Source organism: Corynebacterium sp. HMSC08D02 (genome assembly GCF_001807505.1).
In the GTDB taxonomy this organism is placed as follows: Bacteria; Actinomycetota; Actinomycetes; order Mycobacteriales; family Mycobacteriaceae; genus Corynebacterium; species Corynebacterium pseudogenitalium.
The window spans coordinates 48,900-61,605 of record NZ_KV789260.1; the positions used below are offsets into that span (position 1 = coordinate 48,900).

Consider the following 12,706-nt stretch of genomic DNA (forward strand, 5'->3'; position numbering starts at 1 on the left):
GTCACGCTCAATCCTTACAACATGCAATCCAGAAAGTTATTCCCACTCGACTCAACTTTTCCTAATCTTGCAGTCCAGGGGGTGTAAATAAGTTATGTCGGAGAGGTCTGGCACAATGTCTTGGTATGAACAACGAAGTTGAACCACAGGAGGAAACACAGCCCACCGCGGCCGACGCCGCGCAGGAGCTTTCCTCAGAAAATGTTGACCGCAGCACGGTCATCGCCTCCGACGGGCGCACCGCGGCAGCTTGGGCGGCGAGATTCATCATCATCGTCGCCGCCACCGCCATCCTGCTGTACCTGCTGAAGTACGTCTGGATGGGACTGCTGCCGATCTTCCTAGCGCTCATCGTGTGCACGGTGCTGTGGCCGCCAGTGGACTGGCTGCGCAAGAAGAAAGCGCCGCCTGCGCTCGCTGCGGCCGGCGTGCTCGTGGGGGCGTTCGCCATCATCGGCGGCATTTTCGCCGCGATGGCCCCGACCGTTCGCACCCAGGGCACCCAGCTCGTCGACCAGGCGCAGCAGGGTATTGACCAGATCACGCACTGGCTGCGCGACAACGTCGATAACGAGCTCATCGATCCAACCAAGGTTCAAGAGGTCATCGACCAGGTCACGAACGTCCTGCGAGGCCAGGCCTCCAACATCGCGTCTGGTGTGTTCTCAGGCCTCGGGGCGATCGCGTCCGTCGGCACCACCTTGGCGCTGACCCTGATCCTCACCTTCTTCTTCCTGAAGGACGGCTCAAAGTTCCTGCCGTGGCTCAAGGGTTACGTCGGCGTGCGCGCCGGTTGGCACCTCACCGAGGTCTGCATGCGTTCCTGGAACACGCTGTCCGGCTTCATCCGCACGCAGGCGGTCGTCTCGGCTGTCGACGCCATCTTCATCGGCCTCGGCCTGCTCCTACTCGGCGTGCCACTGTGGCCGGTCCTGGCAGTGATCACGTTCTTCGCGGGCTTCGTCCCCATCATCGGTGCGGTCACGGCGGGCGCGTTGGCGGTGATCATCGCGCTGGTCTCCAACGGCCTGACCAACGCCATCCTGGTGCTCGTGCTCATCATCGTGGTGCAGCAGCTGGAGAGCAACATCCTCCAGCCGATCCTGCAGTCCCAGGCAATGGGCCTGCACGCAGCGATCGTGCTGCTCTCCGTGGCGCTCGGCGGCACGCTGTTCGGCATCGTCGGCGCGTTCCTCGCGGTGCCGGTCGCCGCGGTCCTCGCTGTCTGGTTCCGCTACTGGGCAGAGATGGTCTCGCTCCGAACTGGCGAAGTCACCCCCGACGAGGTCCAAATGGCCACCCAACAGAGCCAGACGTTGGACTCCAAGGAGGCCTTCAACGCCGTGCGCGAACACATGGCACAAATGGGCAGGCGCTCCAAGAACTAAACACGTAGCGCTATATTGTTAAGATAACTAGCCTCAAAAACCGAAAGGACATATTTCTATGAGTCTGCGCGTCGCTGTCGTAGGTGCCGGACCAGCCGGTATCTACGCATCCGATCTGCTCATCCGCAATCAGGAGCACGAGATCCACGTCGACCTGTTTGAGCAGATGCCTGCGCCGTTCGGCCTCATCCGCTACGGTGTCGCCCCGGACCACCCGCGCATCAAGGGCATCGTGAAGTCGCTGCACAACGTGATGGATAAGCCGAACCTGCGTTTCCTGGGCAACATCACCGTCGGCCGCGACATCACCATTGATGAGCTGCGCGAGTACTACGACGCCATCATCATCTCCGCCGGCGCTGTCCGCGACCGCGAGTTCCTCGTCCCTGGCGGCGACAAGTCCATCGGCGCCGGTGAGTTCGTCGGGTTTTACGACGGCAACCCGCGCTTCGAGCGCTCCTGGAACCTGGAGGCACGCGAGGTCGCAGTGGTGGGCGTCGGCAATGTGGCGCTGGATATCTCCCGTATCCTTGCAAAGACCGGCGACGAGCTGCTGGTCACCGAGATCCCGGACAACGTCTACGAGTCCCTGAAGAACAACAAGGCCGAGGTCATCCACATGTTCGGCCGTCGCGGCCCGGCACAGGCGAAGTTCACGCCGAAGGAGCTGCGCGAGCTCGACGAGTCGGACACCATCCAGGTGCTCGTCGACCCAGAGGACATTGATTACGACGGCCCCTCCGAGGAGCTGCGCCGCGCCGACAAGTCCATCGACCTGAACTGCCAGGTCCTGGAGCAGTACGCGATGCGCGAGCCGGATGATGCCCCGCACAAGATCCACATTCACTTCTTCGAGTCCCCAGTCGAGGTGCTCACTGAGGGCGACGACATTGTCGGCATCCGCACCGAGCGCACCGAGTTCGACGGCGAGGGCGGGCTGCGAGGCACCGGCAAGTTCACCGACTGGCCAGTCCAGCAGGTCTACCACGCAATCGGCTACCGCTCCGAGCCTGTCGAGGGCGTCCCGTTCGACCTTGAGCGCCACGTCATCCCGAACGACGGCGGCCACGTCCTCGGCGAGGACGGCTTCGAGGACTCCCTCTACGTCACCGGCTGGATCAAGCGCGGCCCGGTCGGCCTGATCGGCAACACGAAATCGGACGCGAAGGAAACGACCGACATGCTCATCGCCGACGCAGACGCCGGCAAGCTCAACACCCCGACCCACGAGGACCCGGACGCGATCCTCGGCCTGCTCGACGAGCGCAGCATCGACTACACCACCTGGGACGGCTGGTACCGCCTGGATGAAGCAGAGCGCAAGCTCGGCGAGGAGTGCGCCACCCACAGCCGCGAGCGCAAGAAGATCGTCGAGTGGGACGAAATGGTCTCCTACGCCCACCACAAGCAGTAAGCTGCTGGCTATGCGCCAGTTTTTGAATAAGATCGCCGCCGCCTGCGTGGGCGTCGCCACCGCCGCTTCCCTGCTCGCCCCCGCTGCCGACGCGCGGCCGGTGGTGAACCAGGGCGACCGCGTCCGCCTCGACATGGGGCTGGCCTACGGTATCTGCACCGTCGGCTACGTGGACCATGCGCGCAACCAGATCGCCATCGCGCGTCACTGCGTGAAGTTCCCGTTCCAGCAGGTGCTTGACGGCAGCGGCCGGCGCATCGGCACGGTGATCTCCTTCCCCGGCTGGCTCGTTTCCGCCGACGGCCCCAACGACTTCGCCTACGTCACCCTCTCCGGCGCTACCGCCGGCGCCAACCGGTTCTCTGGCAACGCGAAGGTCCACCCCAACGCGGTGCGCCCGGGCGAGCGCGTCTGCTCCTACGGCGCCACCACGCGCCGCGAGTTCTGCGGGCACGTCACTGGGGTGCGCGGCAACATGGTGGCAACCTCCATCGCCGGGCCTCGCCACGGTGACTCCGGCGGCCCCATCTGGATCCCGGGCCGCGGCTTCGTCGCCGTCACCTCCGGCGGGGTATGGAAAGACAAGAAGTACTGGATGACCGGCTCCTACCCGGAGCTGTACTTCGGACCCGAACTGCTATCTCCTGTTTCTATGGACCTTGACCAGCCCACGACGTCGTCAAACTCGATCCCGGGCTGGTACGCGCGGCAGCTGCGATAAGTTCGCCTAAAGTTCACTTTGGTGTTACCGGCCGTGCACGTGCGCACATTATGGTGATACGTTGGCCCACACCTTGGGCCCTTTTTGGCGAGAGTTTTTTCGACGACAGGAAGCGCTTCATCATATGAGCATGGACACCGCGACAACGACGTTCACGCACCACCCCGACGGAGCAGACGCAGGTAAGAAAGACCCACTGGGTTTCCTGCCGTTCGGTGGCCCCTTCAAGACCTTCGTGGACTGGATGTCCGTCGTCGTCGCGGTGTGGCTGCTGCTCAACGCGGTGAGCATGATCGGCGCCGGCTTCCAGATGGCCGCCGGTGACCGCGCCGAGGAACTCTTCTCGTTTGCACAGAACCCGTTCGTGGGCCTGGGCATCGGTATCCTCGCCACGGCGATCATGCAGTCCTCCTCCACCACCACATCGATTACCGTCGGCATGGTTGCGGGTGGCCTGCCCATCGAAATCGCCATCCCGATGCTCTTCGGCGCCAACCTGGGCACCACCGTCACCGCAACCCTCGTCGCGCTCGGTCTTTCGGGCAACAAGGAGCAGTTCCGCCGCGCCTTCGCGATGGCCACTGTGCACGACTTCTTCAACCTGATCGCCCTGGCCATCTTCATGCCGCTCGAGCTCGCCACCGGCTTCCTGCAAAAGACCTCGGGCGCGATCGCGCACTACACCAGCGGTGGTTCCGGCGGCATCCTCAACACGATCTTCAGCGGCATCGGCGACTTTGTCGACGCCATCACCGAACCACTCGTCTCCCTCGCCGAAACCGCCGTCAGCCCGCTGAGCCACGTGTGGGGCGGCATCATCCTCTCGATTGGCGGCATCGCCCTGATCATGGTGGTCATCGGGTTCATCGGCAACATGCTCGGCACGCTGCTGGTCGGCCGGGCGCAGGAGTTCCTGCACGCGGCACTCGGCAAGGGCACCCTCTCCGGTGTGCTTTCCGGCGCCGTCATCACCACGGCGGTACAGTCCTCCTCCACCACCACGTCGCTGACGGTGCCGCTGGCGGCGTCGGGCAAGTTCCACATGCGAGACCTGTTCCCGTTCGTGGTCGGCGCCAACATCGGTACCACGGTGACCGGGTTGATCGCGGCGTTTTCCGCGCCGCCCGAGGTTGCCGAGGTCGCCATGCAGACCGCCCTGGTACACACCCTCTTCAACACCTTCGCAGCGATCATCATCATGTCGGTGCCCTTCCTGCGCGCACTTCCTCCGAAGGGTGCCGAGTGGCTCGCCGGCCTCGCCGATAAGAACAAGGTGTACATCTTTATCTGGGTCGGCAGCGTGTTCTTCGCGCTGCCACTGCTGGCGATCTTCATCACCAACTTGGTGTCCTAGGGGCTGACAAAACCCAAACTGTAGTAACAGGAATGTAGTAATCCGGATTTTTGGCGCCCATTTCGGGGATTACTACATTCCTGTTACTACACTTTGCAGTTCTAGGACAGTCCGCACCAGCCAAGTATGCTTAGGAGCTATGACCATGCCTCAGCCGAATCCGAATTTCCAGTTCAACTACCGCATCAGTGACACCGACCGCAATGACGCGGTGACGGCATTGTCGGTGGCGTTCGGTGAGGGGCGCCTGACCATGGACGAGTTCGATAGGCGGTGTGCGGCTGTCGCGAAAGCGGAGTACTCGCCGGACTTGATGGCGTTGTTCCAGGATTTGCCGCAGAAGCCGGGCCAGTGTCAGGTGCCGGCGCAGCAGGTCCAGAACTCCCCGGTGTACACGGGTGAGGACATTGAGCTGGCCCGCAGGAGGGGTCGCAATGTGCGCGGTGGTCTGATGGGCTTGTCGACGATCGCCAGCCTCGCTTTCATCGTCGTCTTTTCCGAGATGGGCGAAAACTTCCTGGCCGTACTGTCGCTGCTGATCATCCCGACCGTGTTCATCTTGTTGTACGTGATGAAGGTGGGCCCGGATAGCTGGTACGCGCCCTCGGTGCGGCAGATTCAGCGGGCGCAGCGCCAGGCGGTCAAGATGCAGCAGTTGGAGTTGCAGTCGCATCAGGCGGCGGAGATCGCGATGCGGAAGCAGCAGCAGCGCCAGCAGATGGACCAGCTGAAGAACGATGCGTTGAATATCGCGCAGCAGACGATGCAGCGGTTCAACAAACGTGGTTAGGTTCGGGCGCTAGTATTGGCACATGGCCAACAAGAAGCAATCAGAAGCATCAGAAGACAAGAGCCCGCAGCACACACCGCTTAAGCGGCACCGGCACTTTGACCAGGCCGAGAAGCTGAAGAACGTGTTTTATGACATTCGCGGCCCGGTGAGCGCGACCGCGGAGGAGATGGAGCGCGACGGCCACACCATCCTGAAGCTGAACACGGGCAACCCGGCCGTGTTCGGGTTTGAGGCGCCGGATGTGATCATGCGCGACATGATTGCCAATTTGCCGACGTCCCAGGGCTACACCACGTCGAAAGGCATTATTTCGGCGCGTCGCGCGATTGTGACGCGCTACGAGATGATTCCGGACTTCCCGGCGTTCGACATCGATGATGTCTACCTGGGCAACGGTGTGTCCGAGCTGATCAGCATGGTCACGCAGGCCGCCCTGAATGAGGGGGACGAGATCCTCATTCCGACGCCGGACTATCCGCTGTGGACGGCGGCGTCGACACTTGCGGGCGGCAAGGTGGTGCACTACAAGTGCGACGAGGAGGACGACTGGAACCCCTCGCTGGAGGACATCCGCTCCAAGGTGACCAGCAGGACCAAGGCCATCGTGGTGATCAACCCGAACAACCCGACGGGTGCGGTGTACTCGCGGGAGACACTCGAGGGCATCGCGAACATCGCACGCGAGCACGAGCTGATGATCTTCGCCGACGAGATCTACGACCGCATCCTTTACGACGGTGCCCAGCACATCTCCATGGCGGAGGTTGCCCCGGACGTGATCACCCTGACGTTCAACGGCTTGTCGAAGGCGTACCGGGTGTGCGGGTACCGCGCCGGCTGGATGGTGCTCACGGGGCCACGCCGCCGGGCGAAGGGCCTCATCGAGGGCTTGGATCTGCTCTCCGGCACGCGCCTGTGCGCGAACGTGCCTGGCCAGCACGCGATCCAGGTGGCCCTGGGTGGGCGCCAGTCGATTTACGAGCTCACCGCGGACGGCGGACGACTGCACAAGCAGCGCAACGTCGCCGTGCGCAAGCTGCGCGAGATCCCGGGCATTTCCGTCGTGGAGCCGAAGGGCGCCCTGTACGCCTTCCCGAAGATCGACACGGAGATGTACCACATCCACGACGACGAGCGCTTCATGCTGGATCTGCTCAAGAGCGAGAAGATCCTCATGGTGCAGGGCACCGGCTTCAACTACCCCACCCCGGACCACTTCCGCGTGGTCACGCTGCCGTGGGCGTCACAGCTGGAAAACGCCATCGAGCGCCTCGGCAACTTCCTGGCTGACTACCACCAGCACTAGCGGATGACTCGCCAGCCCGCCTGCTGCCAGGTGGGCACGTCGAGGGCGTTGCGGGCGTCGATAATTACTCGCTTATCGACGCCCACCAGCGGCTGCAGGAACGCATCCCACTCGGTCGCCAGGATGCACAGGTCCGCGCCAGCGGTGGCCTGCGCGAGCGTGCCGGGAAAGTCAAGGTCGGGGTAGGCGGCGCGGGCGTTGTCGAGGGCCTTCGGGTCGTGGACGCGCACGCGAGCACCGGCCTCGAAGAGGCGCTGCGCGACGTCGAGCGCCGGCGAATCCCGGATGTCATCCGAGTTCGGTTTGAACGCCGCCCCCAACACCGCGATGGTGCGCCCCTCCAGCGTATCTAGCTCCCGTCGCACCAGGTCAACGATGCGGGCGCGGCGCCCCTGGTTGATGGCGTCGACCTCCCGGAGGAAGCGCACCGAATCCCCGGCGCCGAGCTCCTCGGCGCGTGCGATGAACGCCCGGACGTCCTTCGGTAGGCAGCCGCCGCCGAAGCCGAGCCCTGCGTTCAGGAACTGGCGCCCGATGCGCGCGTCCAACCCGATGGCGTCCGCAAGCTGGGTGACGTCCGCGCCTGCGGCGTCGCACACCTCCGCGACCGCGTTGATGAAGGAAATCTTCGTGGCCAAAAACGCATTCGCCGCCACTTTCACCAGCTCAGCGGTGGGAAGATCCGTCACCACAATTGGTGAGCCATGCTCAATAGGAGTGGCGTACACCTCCCGCAGCACCTGCTCCGCGCGCCCACCCGGACGCTGCCCCACCACGATCCGGTCCGGCGCCAACGTATCGCTCACCGCGTGGCCCTCGCGCAGAAACTCCGGGTTCCACGCCACCTCCACCGCATCCGGGAGGCGCTCCTGCAGGCGGCGCGCAGTGCCCACCGGCACCGTCGACTTGCCCACCACCAGGTGCTCCCCCTCAAGGATTGCGGAGAGGTGGGAGGTGGCGTCGTCAAGAAATGAAGTGTCCGCGGCGAGCCCACCGGAAACCTGCGGCGTGCCGACGGCCAAAAAATGCACCCTCGCGAACCCCGCTACCTCGCGCAGATCGGTGGTGAAGCGCAGCCGACCCGACGCCGTGTGGCGCTGCAGCAATGTGTCGAGGCCGGGCTCGAAAAACGGCGCCCTCCCCGACTGCAACGCCGCAACCTTCGCCGCGTCCGTATCCACCGCCAGGACCTCGTGGCCAAGCTCAGCCATGCACGCGGCGTGCGTCGCCCCCAAATACCCCGCGCCGACCACCGACAACCGCATGCGTACGGCCCCCTAACGGAAGTTCAAGTACGCCTTCGACGGCGTCGGACCCCGCTGCCCCTGATACTTCGAGCCCAACGCGCCACTGCCGTACGGCACCTCCGCCGGCGACGTCATCGCGAACAACGCCAACTGGCCGACCTTCATCTCCGGCCACAACACAATCGGCAAATTCGCCACATTCGACAGCTCAAGCGTGATGTAGCCCGAAAACCCCGGATCGATGAACCCGGCCGTCGAGTGCGTCAACAGGCCAAGCCTGCCCAGAGAACTCTTGCCCTCTAGACGCCCAGCCAAATCGGCTGGCAACGTGAACTTCTCCAACGTCGACGCCAACACAAACTCGCCCGGGTGCAGTACAAACCCCTCACCCTCGGGGACCTCAACCAACGTGGTTAGATTCGGCATCTCCTCACGCGGATCAATATGGGTATAGCGCGAGTTATTAAACACGCGGAAGAACCGATCCAAACGCACATCCACCGACGACGGCTGCACCAACGCAGCGTCATACGGTGCAATACCGAGGCGTCCCGAATCAACGGCGTCACGAATGTCATGGTCTGAAAGAAGCACGGCGCCTAGTCTAGCCTGCTTTGGGGTGGGGCTAAAGTAAACGCATGCACCGAATCCTCTCGACCATTCTCCTGACCGCCGCTCTCGCGGTCAGTGGCGCCCCAATCGCCACAGCGAACACCAGCGACATATTTAACGACGCCTCTTGCGTCCCCGCCGCCGACAAAACAACACCCGTGCTCTATGTACACGGCACCTCCGCAAACACCGAAAAGTGGGCCCAAAACGCCGTCGCCCTCAAAGCCGCAGGCTACTGCGTATGGGGCTTCAACTACGGCCGTGGCAGCGGACTGCCCTCTCTCTTCCCCGGTTCCTACGGCAACGCCGACATCAACAGCTCCGCGCGCGAACTCGCGCGCAACGTCGAACGTGTCAAGGAAGCAACCGGTGCCGACCAGGTCGACCTCGTCGCACACTCCCAAGGCGGCCTGCTGGTGAAGAAGTACATCGCCGAGCTCGGCGGTGGCGACAACGTCCGGCGCGCAGTCACCGTTGGCGCCACCTTCCACGGCACCGACCTCAACGGCGCCGGCCGATTCCTCTCCCCCATCGCCCGCGCACTCCCACGCCTCGCGGCGTTCCTCGTCGGACCAGGCGCACTCCAACAGCTCAACGACTCCCCCGAGATCCAGGCCCTCAACGCACTCCCCGACACCCAAGCCGGAATCGTGTACACCTCGCTCTATTCACCATCCGACGTCACCGCCACCCCAAACAGCACCTCAATCCTGCAAGCTGTCGACGGAGCGGACGTCGTCAACATCAACATCGAAGCATCCTGCCCGAACTCCGGCCGAGTCCTGCACCCCAACATGCAGTCCGACCTCACCGTCGCGGCCCTCACCCGGTGGGGCCTCGAGCGCACCGCCGACGACCGCACCCCCAACCAGCGCGCCTGCTCACTCAGCGCACTCCCCGACGGGTCCGACGCAGCCCGCTAGCGTTTGGCGAATTAGCAGCGCGGTGCTAAAATTACCCACTGCTGCATTACATGCGCTGCCGGCGTAGTTTAGTGGTAGAACATCAGCTTCCCAAGCTGAGAGTGCGGGTTCGATTCCCGTCGCCGGCTCCACTATGACGTCGAAAATGATAAGTAGGCGTTTGCGTTAGCGCGTACGCCCCAAGGGGGTCAAGAAAATCGCTTGCGTTAGCGAGTGTATAGCGCATTAGCTCTGACCTGCGGAAGCGCTTTCCTCTCTTTCGGCTGAGCGAGCGTTTGCGTTAGCAGGCGTTGATCTGGTCAAGGCGGACGCTATGGTCGGCGACCTCGGTAACGAGTTCAGCGTCGTGGGTGATGACAATGACGACGGCACCAGTGTCAGCGAGTTTACGCATTACTCGGGAAATCGCGACAAGGTGCTTGTAGCCAACACCGGACGTGGGTTCGTCGAAGATGTAAACTTTCTTGTTCGCAGCAAGCGCTGTAGCAATAACCAGGCGTTGGCGCTGCCCGCCAGAGAGTGCTTGGGGATGGTCAGCCTCGTGGTCGGCAAGGTCGAGTTCTTCAAGGATCGCGTGGGCATCGATGTGTTGCTTTTCGGCTTTGGTCGTGCCGAGCGTGACTTCGTCGATGACGGTATCTGAGAACAACTGTCGGGTAGGGTCTTGCATCACAAGGTAGGCGTCACGGCTGGGGAATTTTTGTCCATTGAGTATGATGGATGCGTGTTTGGCTTTTTCTAGTCCGCAAACAATGCGTGCCAGGGTTGATTTCCCTGAACCGCACGGGCCGAGGAGCGCTGTGATTTTCCCTGCCGGAAAGAGCGCATGGTCGACGTTGAGAACCGTTTTCCCCTGCCGGTAGGCGAAGGTGAGGTTGTCGATCGTGAGCCCCTCCCCTGCCGGTTCCGGAAGTTGTGGCATAGACACAGTCACTAGGGATCGCAGTCCAAGCTGTTTGCGCTCCTCATCCGAGGTAGCGTAGAACTCTTCGCCGGTTGCGGTGAGGGCGATCTTGCCTTTGTCGAAGCAGTAGACACGGTCAGCGATCCCGGAAAGAAAACTTAGCCGGTGTTCAGCAATGATGATCGTGTGTCCATCAGCTTTGAGCCTGGCGATGAGTGTGGCGAGTTGGCCGATAAGATCAGCTGATAGGTTCGCGGTCGGCTCGTCAAAGACGATCAGCGACGTGTTGTTGCACATGGCGACGGCGCAGGCCACGCGTTGCATCTGCCCGCCCGACAGCTGTGTGACGCGGGATTCCAACAGGTCGGCGATACCTAACTCGGCTGCAACCTCGTCAATGCGGGCACAGATCTCCTGCGGGGCGCGGCCGAGATTTTCTGGGCCGAAGGCGAGTTCTTGGCGCACGTGAGTGGTGTAGAACTGGGTGCGTGGGTTTTGAAACACTGTCGAACAGTGGTGGGCAAGCTCTGATAGATCTACTCGTGCCACGTCAATGTCGTCGACTGTGACGCTTCCGGTAAGGTCGCCGTCGTGAAAGTGCGGGATGAGCCCGTTAAACAGCCGTAGCGCGGTGGTTTTCCCCGATCCCGATGCGCCACACAGCAAGGTGACGGTTCCAGGTGTGATGGTGATGGTTGCGTCAGTGATTGAGGGGTGGTCTGCTCCTCGATAGGTGAAGGTGACGCCGGTGGCTTGGGTTATTGTCATAGGACGATTCTCCATATCGCGAAGCCGATAACGACGAGCAGAATGACTGCGTCGATCACACGGAATTTCACGACCGTGACTGAGGTGGGCTTTGCGGTTCCGCCCAGTCCTCGCACGAGGGCAGCAGATGCCAGTTCGTCCCCGCTGCGTACCACGGTCGATAGCAGCGGGATTGTGAAGTACTGGGCCGCGCGCAGGGAAAACGCAGACATGCCGCGTAGTTTCATCGCATCTGAGATCGCTTTAACCTCGTGGCCGATCACGGGCAGCACCCGTAAGGCAACCGAGATTGGGATCGTGAAACAGGTCGGGATCCGTGAGCTGACGAGTGCTTTTTGCAAGGTGGCGGGTCGGATTACACCGATCGCGTATGCGCCCATGCCTGCGCTGACACTGAATCGCCACATCCACTGCAAAAACAGCATGAGGAACGCGCTGACCGTTGACTTCCACACCAGTGGTATCACGAAGACGAGCCCGCCGAGGACCGCAAACGTGGCCAGGTAGACGGCCACCCAGCTCGGGCGCACGAGCGTGTTGGGGTTGATCGCAGCGCTCGCCAGCATCACGGCGGCGAATCCGCCCAGAGCACACACGAACCACGGCGAGTAGGCACTGTAGATCGTGGTGGAGACGATGACGAGCGCTACGATAATCGTGCGCGGGTCGGGAAGTTTAGACAAGACCGGCCCGTTCAAAGTGCTTACGCGCCACCCTGGTTCCCAACAGACCAGCAAGCCAGCCCACGATGAGCATCACAACGAAGAAGCCCAACAGAATCGGAATCGTGACAACCTGCGCCATCTTCGCGGCATACTCGGCGCCCATTTGTTCGGCGATCTGCGACATATATGCGTCTTGGTCCATAAATAGCGGCATCCACGGGGAAACATAGATCGGCAGAATAAACAGTGCGTATGCCAGCGGAACGCGAACCTTCACGCTCTTCGGCCCCTTGGTAATGACTAGGTCGGCGAGCAGGCCGAATACAGCGGCCACCGCGATTCCCCCTACCCAGTGGCCGGTCACGAAGAAGAGGATTTCGATGATAATCAGCATGATTGTCAATGCCCCCATCTTCGGAGTGCGTGCTGTGAACAGCGCAAAGACGATGCCGTTAACGAGAATAGAAAGCAAGAAGCCGGCATACATGGCGGCGGGGATGAACCCGAGCATTCCGAATGCAAACACGATGACGAACATCAAGGCGGTGAAGACGCCAATGTTGATGAAGTCGCGCGTGTTGAGGCGCGAGGATGTAGGCGTAGACATAGTT

The 12,706-nt window shown here is 62.3% G+C and carries 12 protein-coding genes and 1 tRNA gene; 8 read left to right on the forward strand and 5 right to left on the reverse strand.

Annotated elements, in window-relative coordinates; genetic code table 11:
* Positions 1–125 precede the first annotated feature (125 nt).
* The 6 genes from HMPREF3170_RS10635 to HMPREF3170_RS10660 all read left to right on the forward strand — a co-directional run bounded on the left by HMPREF3170_RS10635 (position 126) and on the right by HMPREF3170_RS10660 (position 6,976).
* Entirely contained in the window at positions 126–1,388 is a 1,263-nt protein-coding gene (locus HMPREF3170_RS10635; protein WP_070479596.1) for an AI-2E family transporter, read from the forward strand.
* A 58-nt stretch (positions 1,389–1,446) separates the two neighbouring features.
* Positions 1,447–2,802, forward strand: a complete 1,356-nt coding sequence (locus HMPREF3170_RS10640; RefSeq protein ID WP_070479598.1) for an FAD-dependent oxidoreductase — start codon at positions 1,447–1,449, stop codon at positions 2,800–2,802.
* 10 nt (positions 2,803–2,812) lie between these two features.
* Entirely contained in the window at positions 2,813–3,523 is a 711-nt protein-coding gene (locus HMPREF3170_RS10645) for a chymotrypsin family serine protease (RefSeq protein ID WP_070479600.1), read from the forward strand.
* A gap of 130 nt (positions 3,524–3,653) precedes the next feature.
* Positions 3,654–4,877, forward strand: a complete 1,224-nt coding sequence (locus tag HMPREF3170_RS10650) for a Na/Pi symporter (protein WP_240492779.1) — start codon at positions 3,654–3,656, stop codon at positions 4,875–4,877.
* A gap of 139 nt (positions 4,878–5,016) precedes the next feature.
* The gene (locus HMPREF3170_RS10655) at positions 5,017–5,667 is read left to right on the forward strand and encodes a DUF1707 SHOCT-like domain-containing protein (protein ID WP_246814973.1); all 651 of its coding nucleotides are present in this window, start codon (positions 5,017–5,019) and stop codon (positions 5,665–5,667) included.
* 22 nt (positions 5,668–5,689) lie between these two features.
* The gene (locus HMPREF3170_RS10660; protein ID WP_070479601.1) at positions 5,690–6,976 is read left to right on the forward strand and encodes a pyridoxal phosphate-dependent aminotransferase; all 1,287 of its coding nucleotides are present in this window, start codon (positions 5,690–5,692) and stop codon (positions 6,974–6,976) included.
* Here HMPREF3170_RS10660 and HMPREF3170_RS10665 read toward each other — a convergent pair.
* Both HMPREF3170_RS10665 and dcd read right to left on the reverse strand, forming a co-directional pair.
* Complete coding sequence (locus tag HMPREF3170_RS10665; protein ID WP_141742287.1) at positions 6,973–8,241, reverse strand: UDP-glucose dehydrogenase family protein; 1,269 nt, start codon at positions 8,239–8,241, stop codon at positions 6,973–6,975. The two genes, HMPREF3170_RS10660 and HMPREF3170_RS10665, sit on opposite strands and share 4 nt — an antisense overlap.
* A 12-nt stretch (positions 8,242–8,253) precedes the next feature.
* Complete coding sequence (dcd, locus tag HMPREF3170_RS10670; RefSeq protein WP_070479603.1) at positions 8,254–8,817, reverse strand: dCTP deaminase; 564 nt, start codon at positions 8,815–8,817, stop codon at positions 8,254–8,256.
* A 44-nt stretch (positions 8,818–8,861) separates the two neighbouring features.
* Between dcd and HMPREF3170_RS10675 the strand changes: the two genes are divergently transcribed.
* Positions 8,862–9,758 carry a lipase family alpha/beta hydrolase gene (locus tag HMPREF3170_RS10675; RefSeq protein WP_070361804.1) on the forward strand — a complete coding sequence of 299 codons (897 nt, stop codon included), beginning with the start codon at positions 8,862–8,864 and terminating at the stop codon, positions 9,756–9,758.
* Positions 9,759–9,815: 57 nt separating this feature from the next.
* A tRNA-Gly gene (locus HMPREF3170_RS10680) sits at positions 9,816–9,889 on the forward strand.
* 149 nt (positions 9,890–10,038) lie between these two features.
* Here the strand turns inward: HMPREF3170_RS10680 and HMPREF3170_RS10685 are convergent.
* Genes HMPREF3170_RS10685 through HMPREF3170_RS10695 form a run of 3 tightly spaced genes read right to left on the reverse strand, consistent with a single transcriptional unit; the run spans position 10,039 to position 12,702 of the window.
* Entirely contained in the window at positions 10,039–11,430 is a 1,392-nt protein-coding gene (locus HMPREF3170_RS10685) for an ABC transporter ATP-binding protein (protein ID WP_070361803.1), read from the reverse strand.
* Positions 11,427–12,113, reverse strand: coding sequence for an energy-coupling factor transporter transmembrane component T family protein (locus tag HMPREF3170_RS10690; protein WP_070361802.1), 687 nt, complete (start codon positions 12,111–12,113; stop codon positions 11,427–11,429). Before HMPREF3170_RS10690 ends, HMPREF3170_RS10685 begins: the two co-directional genes overlap by 4 nt.
* Positions 12,106–12,702 (reverse strand): MptD family putative ECF transporter S component, encoded by a 597-nt coding sequence (locus tag HMPREF3170_RS10695; protein WP_070361801.1) that lies wholly within the window; start codon positions 12,700–12,702, stop codon positions 12,106–12,108. The genes HMPREF3170_RS10690 and HMPREF3170_RS10695 overlap by 8 nt, the downstream gene beginning before the upstream one ends.
* Positions 12,703–12,706: the final 4 nt, after the last annotated feature.

Coding starts and splice junctions, on each gene's coding strand:
- HMPREF3170_RS10685 (WP_070361803.1), bottom strand. CDS start 11,430: ATGACAATAACCCAAGCCACCGGCGTCACCTTCACCTATCGAGGAGCA.
- HMPREF3170_RS10635 (WP_070479596.1), top strand. CDS start 126: ATGAACAACGAAGTTGAACCACAGGAGGAAACACAGCCCACCGCGGCC.
- HMPREF3170_RS10640 (WP_070479598.1), top strand. CDS start 1,447: ATGAGTCTGCGCGTCGCTGTCGTAGGTGCCGGACCAGCCGGTATCTAC.
- HMPREF3170_RS10655 (WP_246814973.1), top strand. CDS start 5,017: ATGACCATGCCTCAGCCGAATCCGAATTTCCAGTTCAACTACCGCATC.
- HMPREF3170_RS10645 (WP_070479600.1), top strand. CDS start 2,813: ATGCGCCAGTTTTTGAATAAGATCGCCGCCGCCTGCGTGGGCGTCGCC.
- HMPREF3170_RS10650 (WP_240492779.1), top strand. CDS start 3,654: ATGGACACCGCGACAACGACGTTCACGCACCACCCCGACGGAGCAGAC.
- HMPREF3170_RS10695 (WP_070361801.1), bottom strand. CDS start 12,702: ATGTCTACGCCTACATCCTCGCGCCTCAACACGCGCGACTTCATCAAC.
- HMPREF3170_RS10660 (WP_070479601.1), top strand. CDS start 5,690: ATGGCCAACAAGAAGCAATCAGAAGCATCAGAAGACAAGAGCCCGCAG.
- HMPREF3170_RS10675 (WP_070361804.1), top strand. CDS start 8,862: ATGCACCGAATCCTCTCGACCATTCTCCTGACCGCCGCTCTCGCGGTC.
- HMPREF3170_RS10665 (WP_141742287.1), bottom strand. CDS start 8,241: ATGCGGTTGTCGGTGGTCGGCGCGGGGTATTTGGGGGCGACGCACGCC.